The organism is Streptomyces sp. NPDC058145, assembly GCF_042884245.1.
Classification (GTDB): domain Bacteria; phylum Actinomycetota; class Actinomycetes; order Streptomycetales; family Streptomycetaceae; genus Streptomyces.
Genome location: NZ_JBHVUH010000005.1, coordinates 337,357 through 361,706, shown reverse-complemented (window position 1 = coordinate 361,706; position 24,350 = coordinate 337,357). Strand labels below are relative to the sequence as shown.

Below are 24,350 nucleotides of genomic sequence, written 5' to 3'. Positions count from 1 at the left end.
CGGGGGCGCCGATTTCCTCAGAGCACCGTCGCCCCGGGTACCGGCCCCGCCGCCGTCCGTACCGTCCGGCAGGTTCCGGAAGCGCGCAGTGCCTCGGCGGCCTTTTCCGCGGAGGCGGCGTCGCGGGTGAGGAACGCCGTCGTCGGACCCGAGCCGGAGACCAGGGTGGCGAGCGCGCCGGCCCCGCGTCCTGCCTCCAGGGTGTCGGCCAGCTCGGGGAAGAGGGACAGGGCGGCCGGCTGGAGGTCGTTGGTGAGGGAGGCGGCCAGCGCCTCGGTGTCGCCCTTGGCCAGCGCCTCGAGCAGCTCCGGCGAGGCCACCGGCTCCGGGATCTCCCGCCCCTCCGCGAGCCGGTCGAACTCGCGGAACACCGCCGGCGTCGACAGCCCCCGCTCGGCCATCGCGAACACCCAGTGGAAGGTGCCGCCGGTCTCCAGGACGGTCAGCCGTTCGCCGCGCCCGGTGCCGAGGGCGGCGCCCCCGACCAGGCTGAACGGCACGTCGCTGCCCAGCTCGGCGCAGACGGCGAGCAGCTCGGCGCGTGAGGCGCCGGTGCCCCACAGCGTGTCGCAGGCGAGCAGCGCGCCCGCGCCGTCCGCGCTGCCGCCCGCCATGCCGCCGGCGACCGGGATGTCCTTGGCGATGTGGATGTGCACGGCCGGCTCGATGCCCCGGCGCCCGGCGAGCGCGATCGCCGCGCGCGCGGCGAGGTTGGTGCGGTCCAGCGGGACCTGGTCCGCGTCCGGCCCCTCGCAGGTGACGCGGAGCTCGTCGGCCGGGGTGACGGTGACCTCGTCGTACAGGCCGACCGCGAGGAAGACGTTGGCGAGGTCGTGGAATCCGTCGGGGCGGGCGGCGCCGACCCCGAGCTGGACGTTGACCTTCGCGGGGACGCGGACGGTGACGCTCACCTGCCGGACTCCTCGTTCGGGGCCGCGGAGGCCGTTCCCCGCGCCGGCGCGGCCTCGGCGATCCGCGCGAACTCCTCCACCGTCAGCGACTCTCCCCGCGCCTGCGGCGAGACCCCGGCCGCGACCAGGGCGGCCTCGGCGGCCGCCGCGGAGCCCGCCCAGCCGGCGAGTGCGGCCCGCAGGGTCTTGCGGCGCTGCGCGAACGCCGCGTCGACGACCGCGAAGACTTCCTTCTTGGACGCCGTCGTCCTGATCGGCTCGGTCCGCCGGACCAGCGACACCAGTCCGCTGTCGACGTTCGGCGCGGGCCAGAAGACGTTGCGCCCGATGGCCCCGGCCCGCTTGACCTCGGCGTACCAGTTGGCCTTCACGGAGGGCACGCCGTACACCTTGGAGCCGGGCGCGGCGGCCAGCCGGTCGGCGACCTCGGCCTGCACCATCACCAGCGTCCGCTCGATGCCGGGGAAGGTGTCGAGCATGTGCAGCAGCACGGGGACGGCCACGTTGTACGGCAGGTTCGCCACCAGGGCCGTCGGGGCGCGGCCGGGCAGCTCGGTGACGTGCATGGCGTCGGAGTGGACGAGGGCGAACCGGTCGGCGCGCTCCGGCATGCGGGCGGCGATGGTCGCGGGAAGGGCCCCTGCCAGCACGTCGTCGATCTCGACGGCGGTGACCCGGTCCGCGACCTCCAGCAGCGCGAGGGTGAGGGAGCCGAGCCCCGGGCCCACCTCGACGACCACGTCGTCGGGGCGGACCCCGGCGGTGCGGACGATACGGCGGACCGTGTTGGCGTCGATCACGAAGTTCTGGCCGCGCTGCTTGGTGGGACGGACACCGAGCGCGGCCGCGAGCTCGCGGATGTCGGAGGGGCCGAGGAGGGAGTCGGAGGTGGGGCTGGTCACGGGACAAGGGTACGGGGCTGCCGGGACCCCCTCGCCCCGCTCCCCGTCCTCACCGGTGGTGCAGCCGTGGGCCGCAGTGCGGCCAGGGGCCGGCGCCGCGGCGCACGTACAGCTTCTTCGCGCGGTTCGTCTGCTCCTCCACCGACGCGTCCTGCGGGCGCCCGTTGCCGCCGAGGCTGCGCCAGGTGCTCGTGTCGAACTGGTAGAGCCCGCCGTACGTGCCCGAGGGGTCGACCGCGTTGGGCCGGCCGCCGGACTCGCAGGCGGCGAGGGCGCGCCAGTTCAGGCCGTCGGCGCCCCGGCCGGAGGTCGGGCGGGGTTTGGTGCCCACCTTCACCACCTGGGTACGGGGCCTGCGCACCACCTCCGAGGACTCCCGGTGCGGCTTCTCCCGGACGCCGTTGACGGTGCGCAGGTAGTAGGTGACCTGCCGCAGTCCGGGCCGACCGGGCCGTTCGACGACCTCGGTGCCCCGGAAGAGGGAGCGGTCCTTCACCCGCTTCACGTGGAACGGGATCCGCTCCTCGCGGACCTCGCGGAAGCCGTGCACCCGCAGCACGGTCACCGTCTGCCCGTCGCGCGGGAAGCTCTCCGGCGGGACCGAGGTGGTGTCCTGGCCGCGCAGGGCGATGCCGGCCTCCTCGACGGCCTCGCGGACGGTGGCCGCGTTGGTGCGGATGGTGCGGGCGCGGCCGTCCGCCATGACCGTGACGGTGCGCTCGGTGCGCACGTCCAGGGCGAGTCCGGCGCGTCCGATGCTCCGGGAGCGCGATGACGACAGGTACGCGCCCTCGGCACGCACCCCCAGCTCGCGCAGCGCCCCGTCCACGGTGGGGGACGTCGTCCACACCTGGCGCTCCTGGCCGTCCAGCTTGAGCCGTACCGGGCGCCCGTAGCGCACCGCGACCTCGTCGCCGCTGGCGAGTGCCGTGCCGGGGGCGGGCGCGATCATGTCGTGCCCGCCCACCCGCAGGCCCTCCTCGTCGAGCAGCCCGGAGACGTCGTCGGCGAACGTGTGCAGGGTGCGCTGCCGGCCGTCGACGCTCAGCTCGACCGCCTTGTCCTCGGCGACGAAGGCGGTGGTGCCGCCGGCGAGGAACGCGACGACCAGTGCCTGCGGCAGCAGCCGGCGCACGGCGGAGTCCGGGCGCTCACCGAAACGCCCCCGACGCCGGCGGGCGGCCCGCCGGCCGCCCGTCGCGGGCGCCTCGGACTCCGGGCGCACCGGCCCGGGCTCGTCGCTCACCGTCACGGGCACGGTCGGTGTCCGGGACGGCGGCGGCTCGGCGACGAAGTACGCCTCGGCCTCGTAGGCGGGCCGGTAGGTGTCCTTGTACACGCCGGACGGCAGCGTCTCCGCCGTGTGGACGGAAGCGTCATGGCCGTAGGGGCCGTACGTCTCGTGCTGCGGCTTGCTCACGCCGACACGCTCCAGGGGGGCCAGAGGGGTCCGGTTCGGGCCCCCAGAACCTAGCGGAGCGTTCGTCACTCTCCAAAGCGACGCGACTACATACTGTTGCACTCCCGAACGCACACGAGGGTATCCGGGTGATCAGTAGCCGAACGCGCGAGCGGTGTTCGCACCCAGGGCCGTAGCCAGCGCGTCCTCGTCGATGCCGCGCACGGCGGCCATCGCGCGCACCGTGACGGGGACGAGATAGGGCGCGTTGGGCCGGCCCCGGTACGGCGCCGGGGTCAGGAAGGGGGCGTCGGTCTCCACGAGGACCAGTTCCAGCGGGGCGACGGCGAGGGCGTCGCGCAGGTTCTGGGCGTTCTTGAAGGTGACGTTGCCGGCGAACGACATGAAGTAGCCCTCGCGGGCGCAGATCTCCGCCATCTCGGCGTCACCGGAGTAGCAGTGGAAGACGGTGCGCTCGGGGGCGCCCTCCTCCCGCAGCACGCGCAGGACGTCGGCGTGGGCGTCGCGGTCGTGGATGACGAGGGCCTTGCCGTGCCGCTTGGCGATCTCGATGTGGGCGCGGAAGGACCGCTCCTGCGCCTCCTTGCCCTCCGGCCCGGTGCGGAAGTGGTCGAGCCCCGTCTCACCGACACCCTTGACCTGGGGCAGCGCGGCGAGCCGGTCGATCTCGGCGAGCGCATCGTTCAGCGCGGCGTCACCGCCGGGCTCACGGGCGCCCTGCCGCGACCAGCCTCCCCCAGGGTCGCCGTGGACGATGCGCGGGGCCTCGTTGGGGTGCAGTGCGACGGTGGCGTGGACGCTGTCGTGGGTCGCGGCGGTCTCCGCGGCCCACTGGGAGCCCTTGATGTCGCAGCCGACCTGGACGACCGCCGTCACACCCACCGACGCGGCCTTGGCGAGGCCCTCCTCGACCGTGCCCGACTGCATGTCGAGGTGGGTGTGGGAGTCGGCCACGGGCACCCGCAGCGGCGGCGGGAGCGGCGGTGCCGCGTTCTTGTCGGCGTTCGAAGGCATGCCCCGATCCTACGAAAGGGGCATGCCCGGGCGGTCGGCGCCGTCGGCTCAGCTCGCCCTGCGCTGGAAGGGGTGGAGGAGATCGGACAGGTGCCAGTGGTGCGGCTCGGCGGTCTGCCCCGGCACCTGGGGCGCCTCGACGGGACCCGCCGGCGGCACCCGGTGGTGGCGCCCCTCGGCCACGCCGCGCACCGACGAGACCTGCCCGGCGCGCATGATCCGCACGACATGGCCGTCGCAGTTGTGGCAGGCGGGGCGGCTCAGCGGGGACGGCACGACCCGGCCCTCGGCCACGTACATCACGTACTCCTGGCCGTCGCCGTCCAGGTGGTGCTCTATCTCGTACGACTGCTCCCAGCCGAACCCGCACCTCATACAGGCGAAGGCGTACGACTCGTGAACGACGGCGGTGGCGGTGCCGCGAAGGCCTGTCCGTCCTGCGATCTCACTCATGCCAGCTCCGGTTGTCCGCTGGACAAGCACCCCGGCGAGGGTTCCCCCTGCGATCCCGGGGTGCGGGACGGGTGCGTCCCTGCGACCAGTGGACGCCCTCACCGGCGCGAACGCATCAGGCCTGTCGAGTGTTGGAGGCGTTTTGGATTTTCCTTGCCGAAACGGGCCCGGACGGGCGCTTCGGGCTTTGCCTTGCGTGCCGCCCCTTTGCCCCGCGTTGGGGCGCACGCTCAGCGGAGAAGAGACCTGCTCAGAGGGCGAGTGCGCCCCTGGCCGACCCCTGGACCACCACCGGCCCGACCGCCGGACGGACTACGGCCGGGCCGACTACCGCCGAATGGACCGCCGCCGGACGGACTACCACCGAACGGACTACCACCGGGCGGCCGGCCCGCGCCGGCCGCCCCCTCCCCTAGACGGCCCCCTCCTTCTTCGCCGCGACCACCGCGTCGAACACCACCCTCTTGGGCAGCCCGGCCTCCACCGCCACCGCCGCGATCGCCTCCTTGCGCCGTTCCCCGGCCTCCTCACGGATGCGTACCCGGCGGACCAGTTCCCCGGCGTCGAGTTCCTCGGGGCCGGTCTCGGGGGCGCCCTCCACGACGACGGTGATCTCCCCGCGGACACCCTCGGCGGCCCACTCGGCCAGCTCGGCGAGCGGGCCGCGCCGCACCTCCTCGTACGTCTTGGTCAGCTCGCGGCAGACGGCGGCCCGCCGGTCCGCGCCGAACACCTCGGCCATCGCGGCGAGGGTGTCGTCGAGCCGGTGCGGGGCCTCGAAGTAGACGAGCGTGCGCCGCTCACCGGCCACATCGCGCAGCCGGGACAGCCGCTCGCCCGCCTTGCGCGGCAGGAAGCCCTCGAAGCAGAACCGGTCCACGGGCAGCCCGGACAGGGCGAGGGCGGTGAGCACGGCGGACGGCCCCGGTACGGCGGTGACCTTGATGTCCTCCTCCACCGCGGCGGCGACCAGCCGGTATCCCGGGTCGGAGACCGACGGCATGCCCGCGTCCGTCACCAGCAGCACGCGCGCGCCGCCGAGCAGTTCCTGGACCAGCTCGGGCGTGCGGGCGGCCTCGTTGCCCTCGAAGTACGACACGACGCGGCCCTTGGGCGTGACGCCCAGCGCCTGGGTGAGCCGGCGCAGCCGCCTCGTGTCCTCGGCCGCGACGAGGTCGGCGCCGGCCAGCTCCTCGGCCAGCCGGGGCGGCGCGTCCGCGATGTCGCCGATGGGGGTACCTGCGAGGACAAGGATTCCAGTCACGTCCCCCATCCTCGCAGGGACCGCGGGGCGGGCGGGAAGGCGACCGTGTCCCGACCGGTACCGCCATGCACGGGACTCACACAGAACGTTTCCCTACGATGGCGCGGTGACCAGTACCGCGTCCTCCATGGACCTCCGGCCGGGCCAGGCACCGCACGACCAGCGGCCGACGTGGCAGCAGCGGCTGCGCCGATTCGGGTACGCACCGGCGGGGGACGCGCCCGCGGTCGACGTGCGTGACCGGCTGGTTCCGCCGTACAACGAGCCGAGCCCGCGCCTTTGGCAGGTGCTGGGCGTGCCGCCGGTCCTGGCCGAGCGGCTCACCCGCTGGTCCGGCTGGGGCGGTCCGCTGCTGGTGACGCTGATGGCGGGCCTGATGCGGTTCTGGCACCTGGGCAGCCCGCGTGCGGTGATATTCGACGAGACGTACTACGCCAAGGACGCCTGGGCGCTCGTCCACCGCGGGTTCGAGGTCAACTGGGACAAGAACGCCAACGCCGCGGTACTGCAGACGCACGGGCATCTCGCGATCCCCACGGACGCGGCGTATGTCGTGCACCCGCCGGTCGGCAAGTACGTCATCGGCCTGGGCGAGCTGGTGTTCGGGTTCGACCCGTTCGGCTGGCGGTTCATGACGGCCCTGCTGGGGACGCTCTCCGTGCTGCTGCTGTGCCGGATCGGGCGCCGGATGTTCCGCTCGACGTTCCTCGGCTGCCTGGCGGGCGCGCTGATGGCGGTGGACGGCCTGCACTTCGTGATGAGCCGTACGTCGCTGCTGGACGGCGTGCTGATGTTCTTCGTGGTGGCCGCGTTCGGCTGCCTGGTCGTCGACCGGGACAGGTCCCGCGCGCGACTGGCCGCCGCGCTCCCGGTCGACGCGGACGGCCGGGTCCGGCCAGACGCGTACATCGCGAGGACCACCTGGCTGGGGCTGCGCCCCTGGCGCTGGGCGGCGGCCCTGTTCATGGGACTCGCGATCGGCACGAAGTGGAACGGCCTGTACATCCTGGCCGCGTTCATCGTGCTGACCGTCCTGTGGGACGTCGGCGCGCGCAAGGTGGCCGGCGCCGACCGCCGGCTCTCCGCCACGTTCGTGGTCGAGTCGCTCATCTCGTGGGTGACGATGTCCACCACCGCCGTCGGCGTCTACCTGCTCTCCTGGCTCGGCTGGATCCTCTCCCCGTCCGACGGCACCGGCGGCTACTTCCGCAACTGGGCGGCGGCCGACGGCAGGGGCGGCCACTTCACCTTCCTGCCGGACTGGCTGCGCAGCCTGTGGCACTACGAGCACGAGGTCTACAAGTTCCACGTCGGCCTGTCGACGCCCCACACCTACCAGTCCAACCCGTGGAGCTGGCTGGTCCTGGGCCGCCCGGTCTCGTACTTCTACGAGTCCCCCTCCCCCGGCGCCGACGGCTGCCCGGCCGACGCGGGCGGGAAGTGCGCCCGCGAGGTACTGGCCATCGGCACGCCCGTCCTGTGGTGGGCGGGCATCGTCGCCCTCCTGTACGTCCTCTGGCGCTGGGCGTTCCGCCGCGACTGGCGGGCCGGCGCGATCGCCTGCGGCATCGCGGCCGGTTACCTGCCCTGGTTCATGTACCAGGAGCGGACGATCTTCCTCTTCTACGCGGTCGTCTTCCTCCCCTTCCTCTGCCTGGCCCTGGCCATGCTCATCGGCGCCATCATCGGCCCCCCGGGCTCAACGGACACCCGCCGCCTGATCGGCGCCTCGGCGGCGGGCGTGCTGGTCCTGCTGATCGCCTGGAACTTCATCTACTTCTGGCCGCTCTACACAGGGACGGCGATCCCGATCGACGACTGGCGGTCGCGGATGTGGCTGGATACGTGGGTGTAGCCACGCGGATGAACTCCGGGGGCACGGCGTCACGCCGTGCCCCCGTGGCCGTCACTGACCATCAGTCGTCGTGCGTGCCGTCCGATGCGGGGAGGCGGCGGCCGCGGGACTCGGCGACGCGTAGTGCGTCGGCCAGGCACTCCGAGAGTCGGATCGCTGAGTAGCGGACCTCGACGTTCGGGGACAGGGGGTCACCGAGCAGCTTCCGGGCCGCGACCAGCACCTCCAGGCCTTCGGACAGTTGCAGATCCTCCGTCTCGTCGGCCAGCCGTGAGAGGTAGCCGCCCTCGCTCGCGTCGGCGAGGAAACAGGGCTTGCCCTCCGGGGACGACCAGGGAAGCAGCCTGAGCGTGGTGCGGGCGTCCATCAGGCCGCCACCGTCCTCTCCGCGCCGATCACATGCTGGTCGAGATCGATGCCGAAGTCGGCGGCGAGGACGAGGGTGCGGCGGTGCTGCCGTTGACGTGCCCGTTCCTGCTCGTGGGCCGTGAGGTAGGGGCGGACGAGCCGGGACTCGGAGCCGTCCAGGGGGAGGTGCAGGCAGTACGGCGAGCGGTGAACGGGGAGGCAGAGGGAGTCGGTGGGGCGCCCGGGCAGGGGTCGGTGCGGGCGGGGGGCGCCGGCTCGGTGGGACCCGGTGCCGGGGCCGAGGAGAAGGGCCAGCCACTGGGCGAGGCGGCGGATAAGGTCGTGCATGTCGACGCTCCTGTAGTAAGCGTTGGCCATGCCCCGGGAGGTCTAGCCACCTCGCCGGGGTCTCTACGGTTCAGAAGGTACAGCGCAATGCAGTCCTCTACATACAAGTACAGAGGGATCCATCCGAACGTGCAGGTGTTGCCATGCGTACGTTGGACGTATGAGCGATACAGAGGAGCCGAAGCCGACTCTGGACCCGATGAGCGCGAGGCCGCTCTACGTCCAGCTCGCCGATGTCATCGCCAAGCAGATCGAGACCGGGAAGCTGGCGCCGGACAGGCCGATCCCCTCCGAGAACCACCTCGCGGAGGAGTACGGGGTGGCCCGGCTCACCGCGCGACGCACCGCACAGGAGCTCCGCGAGCGAGGGCTCATCGTCACCGTACGAGGCAAGGGCTCCTTCGTCGTGGAGCAGCCTCCGACCGCGGGCTGACGGCGCAGACCATCGAGTTCGTGCAGATCGCCGAGATCGTCGACAATTCGGCCTCTTGGCCTCGGGGCGCGGGCAGCCACCCCGTGCGCCCGATATCCCGTTTCCCGAGTCACCCCAGACCCCTACGGTGGCGCGGTGACTACTCAGGTGATCGTGCTCAACGGTGGTTCCAGCTCGGGGAAGTCCGGGATCGTCCGGTGTCTGCAGGCGGTGTTGCCCGGGGCGTGGCTGGCGTTCGGGACGGACACGTTCGTCGAGTCGTTGCCGGCGTCCATGCGGGCCGGGGACGAGGGGATCGAGTTCGGGCCGGACGGCGAGGTGGTCGTCGGGGCTGAGTTCCGGGCGCTGGAGGCGGCGTGGATCGAGGGGGTCGCCGCGATGGTCCGCGCGGGTGCGCGGGTCGTCGTGGACGAGGTGTTCATCGGCGGGGCGGAGTCGCAGGCGCGGTGGCGGAAGGCGCTGGACGGGCTGGGGGTGTTGTGGGTCGGGGTCCGGTGTGATGCCGCCGTTGCCACGGGGCGTGAGGTCGCCCGGGGTGACCGGGTCGTGGGGATGGCCGCCTCCCAGGCTGAGCTTGTGCATCACGGGGTGACCTACGACCTCGAAGTGGACACCGTGCACGCCGAGTCGATGGAGTGCGCGCGGGCCATCGCCGCCCATGCCGAGTGAGGGACCGGACGGCTGCGACGTCTCTGTTCGGACAACAATCGGCAACTCCGGTCACAACAGCCCCGCAACCGCTTACAGTTCCGCTGCGACCTGCTTTTGAACGCGTTCAGGAAACTCCGGGCGCGGCAGGTCCCCACGGGGTGACGGGGAGAGGAAGCGCCTGATGCGCAGCGGAGTGAAGGCCGGGGTCATAGGTGGCGTGTGCGCGGTGATGCTGGGCGGTGCCGGCTACGGCGCCTACAACATCCTGTCCGCGCTGAACGGCGACGGGGGGACGGGGGGCGCGGCCGCCGTCCGGACGGGGCCGCCCAGCCGGGACGAAGTGAAGGACACCACGGGGAGGTTCTTCGCCGCCTGGGAGAAGGGGGACGCCGCCACGGCCGCCTCGTACACCAACTTCCCCGAGTCGGCCAGGGACTTGCTGACGGCGTATCGAGGCGACGCGCACCTCACCAAGGTGCACATCAAGCCCGGCGCGGCCACCGGCGCGAGAGTACCGTTCACGGTCAGGGCCACGGTGTCATATGGCGGGAAGTCGCAACCGCTGAGCTACGAGAGCACGTTGACCGTGGTGCGCGGCGAGACCTCGCACCGCGCCCTGGTCGACTGGCAGCCCTCCGTCGTGCACCCGCGGCTGCGCAAGGGCGACACCCTCGCGACCGGCGAGTCCTCGGCGCCCGAGATCGAGGCCGTGGACCGCGACGGGCAGGTGCTGTCGAAGGAGAAGTACCCCTCGCTCGGCCCGGTTCTGGACGAGCTGCGCAAGCGGTACGGCGACACGACGGACGGCCGGCCCGGCGTGGAGCTGGTGATACGCCACCAGGGCACCGGCGAGGAGAGCCCGGCCGACACCACCCTGCTCACCCTCGCCAAGGGCAGGCCGGGCAGGCTCCGCACCACGCTCAGCGCGAGCGCGCAGGCGGCGGCGGAGACGGCCGTGCGGAAGTACCCGGACGCGTCCGTCGTGGCCGTGAAGCCCAGCACCGGCGAGATCCTGGCCGTCGCCAACCATCGTGAGGACGGCTTCGACGCGGCCCTGCTCGGCGAGCGCCCGCCCGGCTCCACCATGAAGATCATCAGTGCGGCGACCCTCATCGACACCGGCCTGACCAGTGCGAACGGCAAGGCTCCCTGCCCGCCGACCGCCGTCTGGCAGAGCCAGACGTTCCACAACCTCAAGAATCTGGCCCCGAACGAGAACGCCACCCTCTCGGAGAGCTTCGCCCGCTCCTGCAACACGGCGTTCGTGAAGTTCGCCGACGGCCTCGGGGTGGACGCCCTCACCAAGGAGGCGCAGGACCGGTTCGGGCTCGGGCGGAACGACTGGAAGATCGGCGTGCCGTCCTTCGACGGCCGGGTGCCCGCCTCCGGCGGACCGGACAGCGCGGCCAATCTGATCGGCCAGGGCCAGGTGCAGATGAGCCCGCTGAACATGGCCTCCGTCACGGCGACCGCGATGACCGGCGCCTTCCGGCAGCCGGTGATCGTGCCGCTGGCCCTGGACCACCGCGAGCCGGCCCGCGCGCGCGGGCTGGCGCAGAGCACCGTCCAGCAACTGCGCGCGATGATGAACCGCACCGCGACCAGCGGCACCGCTGCCACCATCATGTCCGGGCTCGGCGGGAACATCGGCGCGAAGACGGGTTCGGCCGAGTCCGACGGGCAGGCGAAGTCTGACAGTTGGTTCGCCGGGTACCGCGATGACGTGGCCGCCGCCTCGATGGTCCAGGACGGCGGTCACGGCGTCGACGCGGCCGGGCCGATTGTCGCAAGCGTGCTACGGACCGCAGGCTGACGTCACCCACGCAGCCGGGGACTTTAGGCTGGTCGGCGTCGTTGGGGTGTGCGGGCCGTGGGACGCTGGGGAAGGCGCGGAGGAACTGAGGCTGTGGGCAAGAGAAGGCGCGTCGCCGAGCGGCGGAAGAACAGACCGGTGATGCTCGGCGGGATGATCGCCGTGGTCGTCGGCGGTGCCGGACTCGGTGCCTACGCGCTGTACGGCGGCGGGGCGGCTGCCGACGAGCGGCCGTCCGGCCCGACCGTCAAGACCGGCCCGCTCAGCGCCGCCGAGGTGCGCACGGCCTCCACCCGTTTCCTCACCGCCTGGCAGCACGGCAGGGTGACCGAGGCGGCGGCCGCCACCGACGACCCGTCCGCCGCGGCGGAGCTGCTCACCGGCGCCACCAAGGACGCCCGCCTGAAGGGCGTCACGCTCACCGCCGGCAAGGCCGCCGACGCCAAGGTGCCGTTCTCCGTCAAGGCGACGGTCTCGTACAAGAGCACCGGCAAGCCGCTCGGCTACGACAGCTCGCTCACGGTCGTGCGGCGGAAGAGCGACGGCGAACCGCTGGTCGACTGGCACTCCTCGGTCGTCCACCCGGACCTGGAGGACGGCGACCAACTCGTCACCGGCGAGTCCGGCACCCCGCCGGTGACGGCGCTGGACCGCGACGGCGGGGAGCTGACGGCCGCGAAGTACCCCTCGCTGGGCACCGTGCTGGACGGGCTGCGCCAGAAGTACGGCAAGACGGCGGGCGGCAAGGCGGGCGTGGAGCTGCGCGTGGTGCGCGGCAAGGCGGCCAAGGCGGCCAAGCTGTCCGACAAGACGCTGCTGGAGCTGAGCAAGGGCACTCCGGGGACGGTGCACACGACGCTCAGCCCGGCCCTGCAGGCGTCGGCCGAGCAGCAGGTCGGCAAGCGGGACCACGCCTCGGTGGTGGTCGTGCGGCCCTCGACCGGAGAGATCCTCGCGGTCGCCAACAGCGGGCACGGCTTCAACACCGCCTTCCAGGGCTCCCTGGCGCCCGGCTCCACGATGAAGGTCATCACCTCGTCGCTGCTGATCGACAAGGGCCTGGCCTCGGTGGACAAGAAGCACCCGTGCCCGAAGACGTTCACCTACGGCGGCTGGAAGTTCCACAACGACGACGACTTCGAGATCAAGGGCGGCACGTTCAAGGCGAGCTTCGCCCGCTCCTGCAACACCGCCTTCATCAGCCAGGCGAAGAAGCTGGAGAACGACGACCTGACCAAGCAGGCCCAGCAGGTCTTCGGCCTGTCCATGAACAACTGGGCGATCGGCGTGCCGACCTTCGACGGCGCGGTGCCGGTGCAGTCGGCGGCGCAGATGGCGGCGTCGCTGATCGGGCAGGGCGGGGTGCGCATGAACCCGCTGAACATGGCCTCGGTCGCCGCGACGGTGCAGTCGGGCGGCTTCCACCAGCCCTACCTGGTCTCCCCGTCCGTCGACCACCGCAAGCTGGCCACCGCGTCCCGCGCCCTGTCGGGCAAGACGCTGTCGCAGCTACGCGAGCTGATGCGATACACGGCCGCCTACGGCACCGCCGCCGAGGCCATGTCCGGGCTCGGCCCGGACTACGGCGCGAAGACCGGCTCGGCGGAGGTCGACGGGCAGAAGAAGCCCAACGGCTGGTTCACCGCCTACCGGGGCGACCTCGCGGCCGCCGGTGTGGTCCAGGCGGGCGGTCACGGTGGTGACACGGCGGGGCCGATCGTCGCGACGCTGCTGAAGCAGGGGAGCTGAGCCCCCCTGCCACCACCGGCCCGGCTCAGCTCACCACCGGCTCGGCCGTGTGGGTCCGGCGCAGGAAGCTGATCAGTGCCTTCGACTCGAACTGCACCACCGAGACACCCCGGTCGGAGTGGAACTCGACGACGGCCTGGACACGTCCGCACGGCCACACCCGTACGTCACCGCTCGCCGCGGGCGCGGTCAGTCCCCGTTCCAGCAGGGCGCGGGAGCAGGTCCATTCATGCGTGCCGGGCAGATCGATGTGCACCGATCGCGGATCACTGTCGGGGTCATAGCGCAGCACGACGGGTACGGCCCCCGGATCCTCCTCGTCCGTGACGATATGGGCGCGCGCGTACTGTTCGACTACAGACATCGGACCGCCCTCTCACGCTCAGTCACCTCAGCGGAAGCTGCGCCTCCGCCTCTTCTCTAATGTCCCATATTTTCCGATTTGCACCTCCGCGAGACGGAAACGACGTCTCTCTTGCAAACCCTTCGCAACAAGGCCCTAAAATCAAACGGTGCACGTACCTGACGGATTCATCAACGCCCCTGTCTCCGCCGTCACCGGGGTGGTCGCCGCCGGCGCCATCGCGGTGAGCCTGCGGGGTGCCCGCCGCGAACTCGACGAGCGCACCGCTCCGCTGGCCGGTCTGGTGGCCGCGTTCATCTTCGCCGTACAGATGCTCAACTTCCCCGTGGCGGCCGGAACAAGCGGCCATCTGCTGGGCGGTGCGCTCGCCGCGATACTCGTCGGCCCCTTCACGGGGGTGCTGTGCGTGTCGGTGGTGCTGCTCATGCAGGGGGTGCTGTTCGCGGACGGCGGGCTCACCGCGCTCGGCGTGAACATCACCGACATGGCGATCGTCACCACGGTCGTGTCCTACGCCGTCTTCCGCGGGCTGCTGGCCCTGCTGCCCCGCAAGCGGCGCTCGGTCACCGTCGCCTCCTTCGTCGCCGCGCTGGTCTCGGTGCCGGCCGCCGCCGTCGCCTTCACGCTCATGTACGCGGTCGGCGGCACCACCGACATCTCCATCGGCAAGGTGGCGACCGCGATGATCGGCGTCCATGTGCTGATCGGACTCGGCGAGGCCGTGATCACCGCCCTCACCGTGGGCGCCGTGGTCGCCGTGCGCCCGGACCTGGTGCACGGCGCGCGCGGGCTGCGGCAGCGTCTGCGACTGCGGGTGAACGGCGAGCTGGTGGACGCCCCCGCGCCGGCCGCCCCCGTGGCGGCGCGCGCCTCCCGGCGCACCCTGTGGCTGACCGGTCTGGTCACCTCGCTGGTCCTCGCCGGGTTCGTGAGCTTCTACGCCTCCGCGAACCCCGACGGCCTGGAGAAGGTCGCGCACGACCAGGGCATCGACAAGAAGGCCGGCAAGCACGCCTCGTCCGACTCCCCGCTCGCCCACTACGGCGTCAAGGACGTCTCCGACGCCCGGCTGTCCGGCGGCCTCGCGGGCGTGATCGGCGTCGGCGTCACCGTCGTCGCCGGCAGCACGGTGTTCTGGGCGGTGCGCAGGCGCCGCGGCACGGACGTCTCCCCCGCCTCCACCGCGAGCACGGGCGCCTGACGTGGGAGCGGGACACGCGCACCGGCTCTACCGGCACGGGCACTCGCCCGTGCACGCCCTGCCGCCGCACACCAAACTGGCGGCCGCCTTCGCGTTCGTGGTCGTCGTCGTCTCGACCCCGCGGGAGGCGATGTGGGCGTTCGCGGTCTACGCCGTGCTGCTCGCCCTCGTCGCGCGCCTGGCGCGCGTGCCCGCCGGTTTCCTGCTGAAGCGGCTGCTGATCGAGGTGCCGTTCGTGGCCTTCGCGGTGCTCATGCCGTTCGTGGCGGAGGGCGAGCGGGTGCAGGTGCTCGGCCTGTCGCTGAGCGTCAACGGGCTGTGGGGCGCCTGGAACGTGCTCGCCAAGGGCACCCTCGGCGTCGCCGCCTCCGTGCTGCTCGCCGCCACCACCGAGCTGCGCGAACTGCTGCTCGGGCTGCAGCGGCTGAAGCTGCCGCCGCTGCTCGTGCAGATCGCCTCGTTCATGATCCGCTACGGCGACGTCATCACCGACGAGATGCGCCGGATGCGGATCGCCCGTGAGTCGCGGGGCTTCGAGGCACGGGGCGTGCGGCACTGGGGGGTGCTCGCCAAGTCGGCGGGCGCGCTGTTCATCCGCTCCTACGAGCGCGGGGAGCGGGTGCACCTGGCCATGGTCAGCCGGGGGTACGCCGGCTCGATGCCGGTCATCGACGAGGTGACCGCGTCCCGGGCCGAGTGGCGTCACGCCCTCACCCTCCCCTGCGCCGCCCTCGTCGTCTGCCTGCTGGGATGGATCCTGTGACTACACCTGCCTCGCTGGAGGTCTCCGGCCTCGCCTTCGCCTACCCCGACGGCCACCAGGCCCTGTTCGGCGTGGACTTCTCCGTCGCGCGCGGCGAACGGGTCGCTCTGCTCGGCCCGAACGGCGCCGGCAAGACCACCCTCGTGCTGCACCTGAACGGCATCCTGGGCGGCGGCACCGGCACGGTGACCGTGGCCGGGATGCCGGTCGGCAAGCGGCACATGGCCGAGATCCGGCAGAAGGTCGGCATCGTCTTCCAGGACCCGGACGACCAGCTCTTCATGCCGACGGTGCGGGAGGACGTGGCGTTCGGCCCGGCGGCCGCCGGGATCAGGGGCGCCGCGCTGGAGGAGCGGGTGCGCACGGCCCTGGACCGGGTCGGGATGGGGGACTTCGCCGACCGGCCGCCGCACCATCTGTCGTTCGGGCAGCGCCGCCGGGTCGCGGTCGCGACGGTGCTCGCGATGGAGCCGGAGATCCTGGTCCTGGACGAGCCGTCGTCCAACCTGGATCCGGCCTCCCGGCGGGAACTCGCCGACATCCTGCGCTCGTTGGACGTCACCGTCCTGATGGTCACGCACGACCTTCCGTACGCCCTGGAGCTGTGCCCGCGCTCGCTGGTCCTCAGCGAGGGCGTGATCGCGGCGGACGGCCCGACCGGCGAACTGCTCTCCGACGACGCGCTGATGCGGGCGCACCGTCTGGAGCTGCCGTTCGGCTTCGACCCGAGGTCCGTGACAATGGGCGCGTGACGCGTCAAGACGACCAAGACGACAACGAGGCCGCCGGGTCGCTGCTGCTGGACGACCAGTTGTGCTTCGCGCTCTACGCCGCGCAGCGGGCCGTGACCGCCGCGTACCGCCCGCTCCTCGACGACCTCGGGCTCACCTACCCCCAGTACCTCGTGCTGCTGGTCCTGTGGGAGCGCGGCGAGACCAGCGTGAAGGAACTGGCGGGCGCCCTGCGCCTGGACTACGGCACCGTCTCCCCGCTGCTGAAGCGGCTGGCGGCGGCCGGTCTGGTGCACCGGGAGCGCGCGGCCGGCGACGAGCGCTCGGTGCTCGTGGCGTGCACCGAGCGGGGGGAGCAGCTCCGGGAGCGCGCGGCGCGCGTGCCCGGCGCCCTGCTCACCGCCACGGGGCTCGGTGCCGAGGAGACCGCACTGCTGCGCGCGGCGCTGTGGAGGCTGACCGAGCGCGTGGACGCGGCGGCCGACCGGCGCTGATTCCGGGGCGGTCCCGGCCGTCCCGAGGGTTACCCGCGGTTGCGACCCCTGCCGACGGCCACCGACCTACCGGCCGGTACCTTGTGCGCGATGTACTTGTGCGCCACTTGTTCCGGGGGAGGCCGATCATGACCGACACCACCGCGGTCGACGCTGCTGTCGACACCGCACCCGACACCCGCCCGACGAAGATCATGTACGTCGCCGAGGCCACCGCCCACGGCGGCCGCGACGGGTACGTCACCAGTCAGGACGGCCATATCCAGCTCAAGGTGGCGATGCCCTCGGAGCTGGGCGGGAACGGCGACGGCACCAACCCGGAGCAGCTTTTCGCGGCCGGTTACAGCTCCTGCTTCCACAACGCGCTGATCCTGGTCGGCAACCGGGCCGGCTACGACCTGACCGGCTCCACGGTGGCCGCGAAGGTCGGCATCGGTCCCAACAAACACCGCGGCTACGGCCTCGCGGTCGCCCTCAGCGTCTCCCTGCCCGTGCTGGACCGGGAGGTCGCGACGGAGCTGGTGGACGCGGCGCACGACGTATGCCCGTACTCGAACGCCACCCGCGGCAACATCGATGTAACGATTCTGCTGGGCTGATACCGCCGAGGAATCGCAGGCCCGCGGACCCCGTTGCACCCACTGTCGCAGGCGATCGGGAGGGATGGCGGACGTGGACGTGCACGGCACTGTGGCCGAGGGTTTCGAGCCGGTCAGGCAGGCGTTCGCCGCCAACTTCGAGCTGTTCGGGGAGCGGGGCGCGGCCGTCGCCGTGTACCGGGACGGCCACCAGGTCGTCGACCTCCGGGGCGGCATCAGGGACGTGGACGGCACCGCCCCCTGGGTGCCCGGCACCGCGCAGGTCGTGCGCTCGGCGACCAAGGGCGTCGCCGCCGCCGCGCTCCTGCTGCTGCACCAGCGCGGCGAGCTGGACCTGGACGCTCCGGTCGGCGAGTACTGGCCGGAGTACAAGGCGGCCGGCAAGGAGCGCACCCTGGTCTGGCACCTGCTCGCGCACCGGGCCGGGGTACCGGTGCTGGACCGTCCGCTGACCCCCGAGGAGGCGGCCGACCCCGACCTCGGCGCGGCGGCCGTCGCCGCCCAGGCCCCGGTGTGGGAGCCGGGCACCGACCACGGCTACCACGCACAGACCTACAGCTGGCTCACCGGCGAGCTGGTCCGGCGGATCACCGGGCGGCCGGTCGGCACCTGGATCGCGGAGGAGATCGCCGCGCCCACCGGCGCGCAGCTGTGGCTCGGACTGCCGGAGGCGGAGCAGGCGCGCGTGGGCCGGGTCGGTCCCGTGGAGGCACCGCAGGCGTCCGGCACGCTGCGGACCCGTCCCAAGCGGGCTGTGTCCGAGGCCTACGCCGACCCCGCGTCCCTCACCCGCCGCGCCTTCGCCGCGATCACCCCGCTGCCGGACGAGAACGCGCCCGCCTACCGCGCGGCGGCCCTGCCCGCCTCCAACGGCATCGCCACCGCCGACGGCCTGGCCCGCTTCTACGCCTCGCTCATCGGCGAGCTGGACGGCGGCACCCGGCTGTTCACCCCGGCGACCGTGGAACTCGCCCGCGCCGAGCGGTCGGCCGGACCGGACCGGGTCCTCGTGGTGGGCACCCGGTTCGGCCTCGGCCACATGCTGCACAGCAGCGCCTCGCCGCTGCTGTCGCCCGGCTCCTTCGGCCACCCGGGCCGCGGCGGCGCCCTCGCCTTCGCCGACCCGGAGACCGGCGTCGCCTTCGGTTACGTCACCAACGGCTTCCGCAAGAGCGTGACGGCGGACCCGAGGGCGCAGGCGCTGGTCCGGGCGGTGCGTACGAGCATTGGGCCTGTCTGACAATTGCCGTCGTCCGCCCGGAGGGCGGGCCCCGCGGCGTCCGGTGCGTGCGATCGCAAGGCGCCGGACGCCCTCGACGGGGGTCCCCCGCTCGGGCGAAGCCGGGAGTGGGGGACGAGCCACGCGGGCGCTGCGGCAACGCGGCGAGCGTGCGTGCCAGGCGTCGCGGGGCGGGCGGGAATTGTCGGACAGGCCCGGCGCTCGGTTAACCGGCCGCCCGCGTCACACGTGGATCGGGTGCGAGGTCCGCCCGGACTCCGCGTCGATCTCGCCGTGTGCCTTGGTCAGCAACTGCATCGCCAGTTCGTTCAGAGCGCGGGCGCCCGCTATCTCCTCGCCCACCCGGGGCTGGTTGGAGTCGATGTTGTGCCGGCTGGCGTGCCCGTGCGCCCGTACCTCACTGCCGTCGGGCAGGCGCACCAGAGCGGCCGCCCGGGTGTGCGTATCGTCTTCCTTGAACTCCAGCTCGACGTGCCATCCCACCGTGGTGTTCATCATGTCGGCCACCTCCGGAACCAGTGATTCCCGCTGGTTCCAGGGTGCTCCCGCACGGGCGGAACGTCACGTGGAGGCCTGGTCGCTGTCCCTGAACTCACCCCAGCCGTGCCAGCGCTCGACCTCGACGTACGCGCTGACCCGGGGCCGGGACCGCTCCGGGTAGGGCTTGCCGGTGTAGTGCTCGGACAGCCGGTCGATGTCGGCCAGGCCCTCGTCGTCCCGCAGCTCGGCGACCCGCCCGATCAGCGTGACATGGGTGTACCAGTCGCCGTCGGCGAGGACGGTGAGGCTGATGCGCGGATCGCGGCGCAGGTGGCTCAGCCGGACCCGGCCCTCGTCCAGGTTGACCAGCACCCGGCCGTCCTCCTGCCACAGGTACCAGGTGGCCGTGGTGACGGGCGCCCCGTCGGAGCGCACGGTGGCCATGACACAGGGGTTGGGGCGGCGCAGCAGTTCCTGGGCCTCGGGCGGCAGCGGGGGTTTCGACACGGTGCTCTCCTCGGTCTCGCTCGGTCTCGCTCGGTCTCGGCGCTGAATCCGGTTCTCAGCCCGCCGGCTTCTCGTCGAAGCTGGCGAAGTAGGCGGCGGCCATGTCCTCGTCGGCGTGGCCCTGGGCGGCGGCGCGGGCGAACCGCTCGGCGGTCGCGGCGGCGACGTCGAGCCGTACTCCGCCCTGCTCACCGGCCTCGACGATGAGACGGGCGTCCTTCTCCGCGGTGCCCACGGCGAAGGAGGCGGGCGTCAGCTTCCCGTCCAGCACCAGGCCGGACTTGGCACGCAGGTACCCCATGTCGAGCGGCCCGCCCTCGATGAGGTCGAAGAAGTCATGCGGGTCCACGTCGAGCGCCTTGGCGAGGGCCAGCGCCTCACCGGCCGCCGCGGTGACCGCGAGGACCCAGCTGTTGGCGACCAGCTTCAGCCGGCTGGCGCTGCCCGCGGCCCCGTCGTCGCCGGTCCACACGGTCCGGACGCCGACCGCGTCGAGGACGGGCGCGAGCGTTTCCCGGCCCTCCTGTGGCCCGGCGGCCAGCACGGTGAGCTGACCGGCCTCGGCGGGCTGGCGGGTGCCGAGGACGGGGGCGTCGTAGAACACCAGCCCGTGCTCCCCGGCGAATCCGGCGAGGTCGGCCACGAGTTCGGTGCCGGCGGTGGTGCACTGCGCCCAGACGGCGCCTGAGCGCAGCGCCGGCGCCGCCTCGCGCATGACGTCCAGGGCGGTGTTGCCGTCGTAGAGCATGGTCAGGACGACGTCGGCGCCCTCGACGGCCTCGGCGGGCGTGCCGGTGACCCGGATCCCGTCGGAGGCCAGCGGCTCGGCCTTCTCCCTGGTGCGGTTCCAGGCCCGGACGCCGAGTCCGGCGCGGGCGATGTTGCGGGCCATCGCGGCACCCATGATGCCGGTGCCCAGAACGGCGACGCTCGGCTTGTCGGTCATGGACGGCTCCCTGTCGTACGGTTCGTGTCCTCGGGGTTCTTGTCCTCGTGGTCCCACGTCATCTTCCACGGGTCACCACTTCGGACCGTTTCTTTCCGCCCTATCCGGCGTGCAGCATCAGTCCGATGCCCACGACGAGCAGGCCCGCCGCCGCGATCCGGGGCGCGCCGAACCGTTCCTTGAAGAACACCGCGCCGATGGCCGCGCCGACGATGATCGAGGACTCGCGCAGGGCCGCGACGGGTGCCAGCTCCGCCCGGGTCTGCGCCCACAGCACCAGGGCGTACGCGGACACGGACAGCGCGGCGCCGGACAGGCCGAGGGCCGCGTACGGGCGGAGCTGCCGGACGGTGTCGCCCCGCACGCGCGCGTACATGTACGCCGGGATGGCGAGCCCCTGGACGGCCATCAGCCAGGCGATGTAGCCGAGGGGCGTCCCGGAGGCGCGTACGCCCAGGCCGTCGATCACCGTGTACGCGGCGATCGTCAGGCCGGTCGCCAGGGCGGCGCCGATCGCGGCCCAGTCGGGCCGGTGACCGCGCAGTCCCCACAGGCTGACGCCGGTGAGCCCGACGCAGGACACGGCGATCCCGGTCGCCGCCCACGTTCCGGGCACCTCGTGCGCGAACACCGCCGCCAGCACGGTCACCACGAGTGGCGCGGTGCCGCGGGCGATCGGGTAGGCCTGCCCGAAGTCGCCGAGCCGGAAGGAGGTCATCAGCAGGGCGTAGTAGGCGATGTGCACGGCCGCCGAGACGAGCAGGTACGGCCAGGCGGGCCCGGCCGGGAGCGGCACGAACAGTGCCATGACGAGCCCGATCAGCAGGCCGCCGCCGGAGATCAGGGTGAACCCGACCAGCTTGTCGGTGATCCGGTGCGCGATGGCGTTCCAGCTCGCGTGCGTGACCGCGGCGAGCAGCACCGCCGCGGTGACCAGGGGCGTCACGCGACCTGCTCGCGCACGTCCACCAGGTCGGCGCCCGCGTGGGCGACGAGTGCCTTCGGCTCGATCGGGAAGACGGTGTGCGGGTTCCCGGCCGCCGCCCACACCACCTCGTGCGCGAGCAGCGAGCGGTCGGCGAGGACCCGGGTGCGGGTGCGGTGCCCGAAGGGCGGTACGCCGCCGATGGCGTACCCGGTGGTCTCGCGGACCAGGCCGGCCTCGGCCCGGGTGGCCTTTCGGACCCCCAGTTCGTCGCGCACCCGTTCCACGTCCACGCGCGAGGCCCCGTCCATCAGCACCAGGACCGGCACCCCGTCCGCCGCGAAGATCAGCGACTTGCAGATCTGGCTCAGCTCGCACCCCACCGCCGCGGCGGCCTCGGCGGCGGTACGGGTGCCCTCCGGGAAGCGGCGGGCACGGGCGAGCACCTCGTGGAGGCCGAGGGTGCGCAGGGCCTCGGCGAAACGGGGGTGAGCCCCGGATTCTTCGGCGTCAGTGGCGGCTGTCGTCATGACCGGCACGCTAGCGGTGCCTGTACGGTGCACGCGAACGGGTTGCCGCCGGCCGGTGCGCCTGCCCACCGCGGCGGACGGGAAGAAGCCGGTGAGGGCAGCCCCGTCCCCACGGAACCCTCACCGGCTGGTCTTCCTCACAAGCGGTACGTCAGGCGCGTACCAGCGCCTTCTCCTCGTCGGGGTCGGTGTTCCGGCGTTCCGCGTCGGTCCGCAGTCCGTCGCCCTCGACGTCCACGTTGGGCAGCGCCCGGTCCAGCCACTTCGGCAGCCACCAGGCCCGCTTGCCGAGCAGCGCGAGCACCGCCGGGACGATGGCCATGCGGACGATGAACGCGTCGAAGAAGACGGCGACGGCGAGACCGAAGCCGATCATCTTCACCATCGACTCGCTGGAGCCGATGAAGCCGGAGAAGACGGCGATCATGATGACGGCGGCGGCCGTGACCACGCGCGCCCCGTACCTGAAGCCGGTGACGACGGCCTGGCCGGCCTTCTCCCCGTGGACGTACGCCTCGCGCATCCGGGTCACGAGGAACACCTCGTAGTCCATGGCGAGTCCGAAGACCACGCCGACCATGAAGATCGGCATCATCGACATGACCGGCCCGGTCTCCTCCACGTTCATCAGGCCCGACAGCCAGCCCCACTGGAACACCGCGACCACGGCGCCGAGGGCGGCCATCACGCTGAGCAGGAAGCCGAGGGCCGCCTTCAGCGGGACGAGGATCGAGCGGAAGACCACGATCAGCAGCAGGAACGCCAGGCCGACCACGAGCGCGAGGTACGGCAGCAGGGCGTCGTTCAGCTTCTGCGAGACGTCGATGTTCATCGCCGTGGAGCCGGTGACCAGCACCTTCGCGTCGGTCGCGGAGGTGATGTCCGCGCCCTTGTCACGGATGGCGTGCACCAGGTCCTCGGTGGTGGCCGACGACGGCTTGGAGTCCGGGATGACGGTGATCGTCGCGGTGTCGCCCGACTTGTTGGGCGTGGCCGGGGTGACCGTGACGACGTCCTTCAGGCCCTTGATCTCGTCGCCGACCTTGGTGAAGGCCGCCTTGGGGTGGTCGCTGTCCTTGGCGTCGACCACGACCATCAGGGGGCCGTTGAAGCCGGGGCCGAAGCCTTCGGAGAGGAGGTCGTAGGCGCGGCGCTGGGTGGTGGAGACCGGCTGGGAGCCGTCGTCGGGCAGGCCCAGTTCCAGGGAGGCGGCCGGGATGGCCGCCGCGCCGAGGCCGATCACACCGAGCAGCAGCACGGCGACCGGGCGCCGTACGACGAAGCTCGCCCAGCGCGTGCCCATGTTCGGGCGGCCCGGCTTCTTCGGCGCCCGGCCCCCGCCGAGCAGCTTGCTCTTCTCGCCGGCCGGCTTGATCCGGCGGCCCGCGTAGCCGAGCAGCGCCGGGATCAGGGTGAGCGCGATGAGGACCGCGATGGCGACCGTGCCCGCGGCGGCGACGCCCATCTTGGTCAGCATCGGGATGTTGACCACGGAGAGGCCGACGAGGGCGATGACGACGGTCAGGCCGGCGAAGACCACCGCCGAGCCCGCCGTACCGACGGCCCGGCCGGCCGCCTCCTCGCGCTCGCGGCCCTCGGCCAGTTCGGCGCGGTAGCGGGAGACGATGAACAGCGCGTAGTCGATGCCGACGGCGAGACCGATCATCGAGGCCAGGGTGGAGGTGGTCGAGCCCAGGTCCAGGGCACTGGCCAGCGCGGCGATCGTGGAGACGCCGATGCCGACGCCGATGATCGCGGTCAGCAGCGGGAATCCGGCCGCGAGCAGCGAGCCGAAGGTGATCACGAGGACGACCGCGGCGATCGCGATGCCGATGACCTCGCTGGAGCCGGTCTCGGGGGTCGCGGTCAGCGCGTCACCGCCGATCTCGACCGCCAGCCCGGCGTCCCGCGCGTCCCGCGCGGAGTCCTTCAGGGCGTCCTTGGCCGAGTCCTCCAGCTCCATGCCGGAGACCTTGTACTTCACCGACGCGTAGGCGATGGTGCCGTCCTTGCTGACGGCGTGCCCGGCGTACGGGTCGGCGACGGAAGCGACCTCGGAGCCGCTCCGCAGCTCCTTCACCGTCTTGTGGACGGTGGCCTTGTTCGCCTTGTCCGTCATCTTCTCGCCGTCCGGCGCCTTGAAGACGACCCGCGCGGTGGCGCCGTCGGCGCTCATCCCGGGGTAACGCTGTTCCAGCAGGTCGAAGGCCTTCTGGGCCTCCGTACCGGGGATGGAGAAGGAGGTGCTGCCGGCAGGCGGCGCGGAGGCGGCGCCCACCCCGGCGAGGGTGAGCAGCGCGACCCATACGAGGGCGACGAAGTGCCGTCGCCTGAAGGCGAGCCGGCCGAGTTTGTAGAGGAACGTGGCCACGAGGGCGTACTCCCGGTCAGGTCGTGGGTTCAGCTGGG

At 72.4% G+C, this 24,350-nt stretch carries 26 protein-coding genes; 11 read left to right on the top strand and 15 right to left on the bottom strand.

Annotated features, from left to right (window positions below; translation table 11 throughout):
• Positions 1–17: 17 nt before the first annotated feature.
• The 6 genes from ACFVVO_RS14120 to rsmI all read right to left on the bottom strand — a co-directional run bounded on the left by ACFVVO_RS14120 (position 18) and on the right by rsmI (position 5,964).
• Positions 18–911, bottom strand: a complete 894-nt coding sequence (locus ACFVVO_RS14120) for a 4-(cytidine 5'-diphospho)-2-C-methyl-D-erythritol kinase (protein WP_390054687.1) — start codon at positions 909–911, stop codon at positions 18–20.
• Positions 908–1,813, bottom strand: a complete 906-nt coding sequence (rsmA, locus tag ACFVVO_RS14115) for a 16S rRNA (adenine(1518)-N(6)/adenine(1519)-N(6))-dimethyltransferase RsmA (RefSeq protein ID WP_390054685.1) — start codon at positions 1,811–1,813, stop codon at positions 908–910. The genes ACFVVO_RS14120 and rsmA overlap by 4 nt, the downstream gene beginning before the upstream one ends.
• Positions 1,814–1,862: 49 nt before the next feature.
• Complete coding sequence (locus tag ACFVVO_RS14110; RefSeq protein ID WP_390054683.1) at positions 1,863–3,233, bottom strand: ubiquitin-like domain-containing protein; 1,371 nt, start codon at positions 3,231–3,233, stop codon at positions 1,863–1,865.
• Positions 3,234–3,365: 132 nt separating this feature from the next.
• Complete coding sequence (locus tag ACFVVO_RS14105) at positions 3,366–4,247, bottom strand: TatD family hydrolase (protein WP_390054682.1); 882 nt, start codon at positions 4,245–4,247, stop codon at positions 3,366–3,368.
• A 48-nt stretch (positions 4,248–4,295) separates the two neighbouring features.
• A complete protein-coding gene (locus ACFVVO_RS14100) occupies positions 4,296–4,700 on the bottom strand; it encodes a hypothetical protein (RefSeq protein ID WP_390054680.1) in 405 nt (134 codons plus the stop codon).
• A gap of 412 nt (positions 4,701–5,112) precedes the next feature.
• Complete coding sequence (rsmI, locus tag ACFVVO_RS14095) at positions 5,113–5,964, bottom strand: 16S rRNA (cytidine(1402)-2'-O)-methyltransferase (protein WP_390054679.1); 852 nt, start codon at positions 5,962–5,964, stop codon at positions 5,113–5,115.
• Between the two features lie 106 nt (positions 5,965–6,070).
• Between rsmI and ACFVVO_RS14090 the strand changes: the two genes are divergently transcribed.
• Positions 6,071–7,819, top strand: coding sequence for a dolichyl-phosphate-mannose--protein mannosyltransferase (locus ACFVVO_RS14090; RefSeq protein ID WP_390054678.1), 1,749 nt, complete (start codon positions 6,071–6,073; stop codon positions 7,817–7,819).
• A 61-nt stretch (positions 7,820–7,880) separates the two neighbouring features.
• On the opposite strand, the gene ACFVVO_RS14085 is transcribed toward ACFVVO_RS14090, so the two are convergent.
• Together ACFVVO_RS14085 and ACFVVO_RS14080 are read right to left on the bottom strand one after the other, a co-directional pair.
• Entirely contained in the window at positions 7,881–8,186 is a 306-nt protein-coding gene (locus ACFVVO_RS14085) for a hypothetical protein (protein WP_390054676.1), read from the bottom strand.
• Entirely contained in the window at positions 8,186–8,515 is a 330-nt protein-coding gene (locus tag ACFVVO_RS14080; protein WP_390054675.1) for a hypothetical protein, read from the bottom strand. Before ACFVVO_RS14080 ends, ACFVVO_RS14085 begins: the two co-directional genes overlap by 1 nt.
• Before the next feature lie 160 nt (positions 8,516–8,675).
• Between ACFVVO_RS14080 and ACFVVO_RS14075 the strand changes: the two genes are divergently transcribed.
• The 4 genes from ACFVVO_RS14075 (at position 8,676) to ACFVVO_RS14060 (ending at position 13,161) form a co-directional block, all read left to right on the top strand.
• A complete protein-coding gene (locus tag ACFVVO_RS14075) occupies positions 8,676–8,948 on the top strand; it encodes a GntR family transcriptional regulator (RefSeq protein ID WP_390054673.1) in 273 nt (90 codons plus the stop codon).
• 135 nt (positions 8,949–9,083) lie between these two features.
• A complete protein-coding gene (gene cpt / locus ACFVVO_RS14070) occupies positions 9,084–9,617 on the top strand; it encodes a chloramphenicol phosphotransferase CPT (protein ID WP_390054671.1) in 534 nt (177 codons plus the stop codon).
• A gap of 163 nt (positions 9,618–9,780) precedes the next feature.
• On the top strand, positions 9,781–11,412 hold the full coding sequence (locus ACFVVO_RS14065; protein ID WP_390054669.1) for a penicillin-binding transpeptidase domain-containing protein: 1,632 nt from the start codon (positions 9,781–9,783) through the stop codon (positions 11,410–11,412).
• A gap of 93 nt (positions 11,413–11,505) precedes the next feature.
• Entirely contained in the window at positions 11,506–13,161 is a 1,656-nt protein-coding gene (locus ACFVVO_RS14060; protein ID WP_390054667.1) for a penicillin-binding transpeptidase domain-containing protein, read from the top strand.
• Positions 13,162–13,186: 25 nt separating this feature from the next.
• On the opposite strand, the gene ACFVVO_RS14055 is transcribed toward ACFVVO_RS14060, so the two are convergent.
• Positions 13,187–13,525: an SsgA family sporulation/cell division regulator gene (locus ACFVVO_RS14055; RefSeq protein ID WP_390054665.1), complete on the bottom strand. Its 339-nt coding sequence runs from the start codon at positions 13,523–13,525 to the stop codon at positions 13,187–13,189.
• A gap of 148 nt (positions 13,526–13,673) precedes the next feature.
• On the opposite strand from ACFVVO_RS14055, the gene ACFVVO_RS14050 reads away from it, so the two are divergent.
• The 6 genes from ACFVVO_RS14050 (at position 13,674) to ACFVVO_RS14025 (ending at position 18,553) form a co-directional block, all read left to right on the top strand.
• Complete coding sequence (locus tag ACFVVO_RS14050; RefSeq protein WP_390054664.1) at positions 13,674–14,726, top strand: energy-coupling factor ABC transporter permease; 1,053 nt, start codon at positions 13,674–13,676, stop codon at positions 14,724–14,726.
• Between the two features lies 1 nt (position 14,727).
• Positions 14,728–15,489 (top strand): cobalt ECF transporter T component CbiQ, encoded by a 762-nt coding sequence (gene cbiQ / locus ACFVVO_RS14045; RefSeq protein WP_390054662.1) that lies wholly within the window; start codon positions 14,728–14,730, stop codon positions 15,487–15,489.
• Entirely contained in the window at positions 15,477–16,241 is a 765-nt protein-coding gene (locus tag ACFVVO_RS14040; RefSeq protein ID WP_390054661.1) for an energy-coupling factor ABC transporter ATP-binding protein, read from the top strand. The genes cbiQ and ACFVVO_RS14040 overlap by 13 nt, the downstream gene beginning before the upstream one ends.
• Positions 16,238–16,714, top strand: a complete 477-nt coding sequence (locus ACFVVO_RS14035; RefSeq protein ID WP_390054660.1) for a MarR family winged helix-turn-helix transcriptional regulator — start codon at positions 16,238–16,240, stop codon at positions 16,712–16,714. Before ACFVVO_RS14040 ends, ACFVVO_RS14035 begins: the two co-directional genes overlap by 4 nt.
• A 128-nt stretch (positions 16,715–16,842) precedes the next feature.
• The gene (locus tag ACFVVO_RS14030) at positions 16,843–17,313 is read left to right on the top strand and encodes an organic hydroperoxide resistance protein (protein ID WP_390054658.1); all 471 of its coding nucleotides are present in this window, start codon (positions 16,843–16,845) and stop codon (positions 17,311–17,313) included.
• A gap of 73 nt (positions 17,314–17,386) precedes the next feature.
• Positions 17,387–18,553: a serine hydrolase domain-containing protein gene (locus ACFVVO_RS14025; RefSeq protein ID WP_390054903.1), complete on the top strand. Its 1,167-nt coding sequence runs from the start codon at positions 17,387–17,389 to the stop codon at positions 18,551–18,553.
• A gap of 222 nt (positions 18,554–18,775) precedes the next feature.
• On the opposite strand, the gene ACFVVO_RS14020 is transcribed toward ACFVVO_RS14025, so the two are convergent.
• From ACFVVO_RS14020 to ACFVVO_RS13995, 6 genes are all read right to left on the bottom strand, one after another.
• Positions 18,776–19,051, bottom strand: a complete 276-nt coding sequence (locus ACFVVO_RS14020; RefSeq protein WP_390054657.1) for a DUF1876 domain-containing protein — start codon at positions 19,049–19,051, stop codon at positions 18,776–18,778.
• A 63-nt stretch (positions 19,052–19,114) separates the two neighbouring features.
• Positions 19,115–19,540, bottom strand: a complete 426-nt coding sequence (locus ACFVVO_RS14015; RefSeq protein WP_390054655.1) for a PPOX class F420-dependent oxidoreductase — start codon at positions 19,538–19,540, stop codon at positions 19,115–19,117.
• Positions 19,541–19,595: 55 nt separating this feature from the next.
• Positions 19,596–20,486, bottom strand: a complete 891-nt coding sequence (locus tag ACFVVO_RS14010; RefSeq protein ID WP_390054654.1) for an NAD(P)-dependent oxidoreductase — start codon at positions 20,484–20,486, stop codon at positions 19,596–19,598.
• 100 nt (positions 20,487–20,586) lie between these two features.
• Complete coding sequence (locus ACFVVO_RS14005; RefSeq protein WP_390054652.1) at positions 20,587–21,432, bottom strand: EamA family transporter; 846 nt, start codon at positions 21,430–21,432, stop codon at positions 20,587–20,589.
• Positions 21,429–21,941 (bottom strand): YbaK/EbsC family protein, encoded by a 513-nt coding sequence (locus ACFVVO_RS14000; RefSeq protein ID WP_390054651.1) that lies wholly within the window; start codon positions 21,939–21,941, stop codon positions 21,429–21,431. The genes ACFVVO_RS14005 and ACFVVO_RS14000 overlap by 4 nt, the downstream gene beginning before the upstream one ends.
• Positions 21,942–22,092: 151 nt before the next feature.
• The gene (locus ACFVVO_RS13995; protein ID WP_390054649.1) at positions 22,093–24,312 is read right to left on the bottom strand and encodes an MMPL family transporter; all 2,220 of its coding nucleotides are present in this window, start codon (positions 24,310–24,312) and stop codon (positions 22,093–22,095) included.
• Positions 24,313–24,350 lie beyond the last annotated feature (38 nt).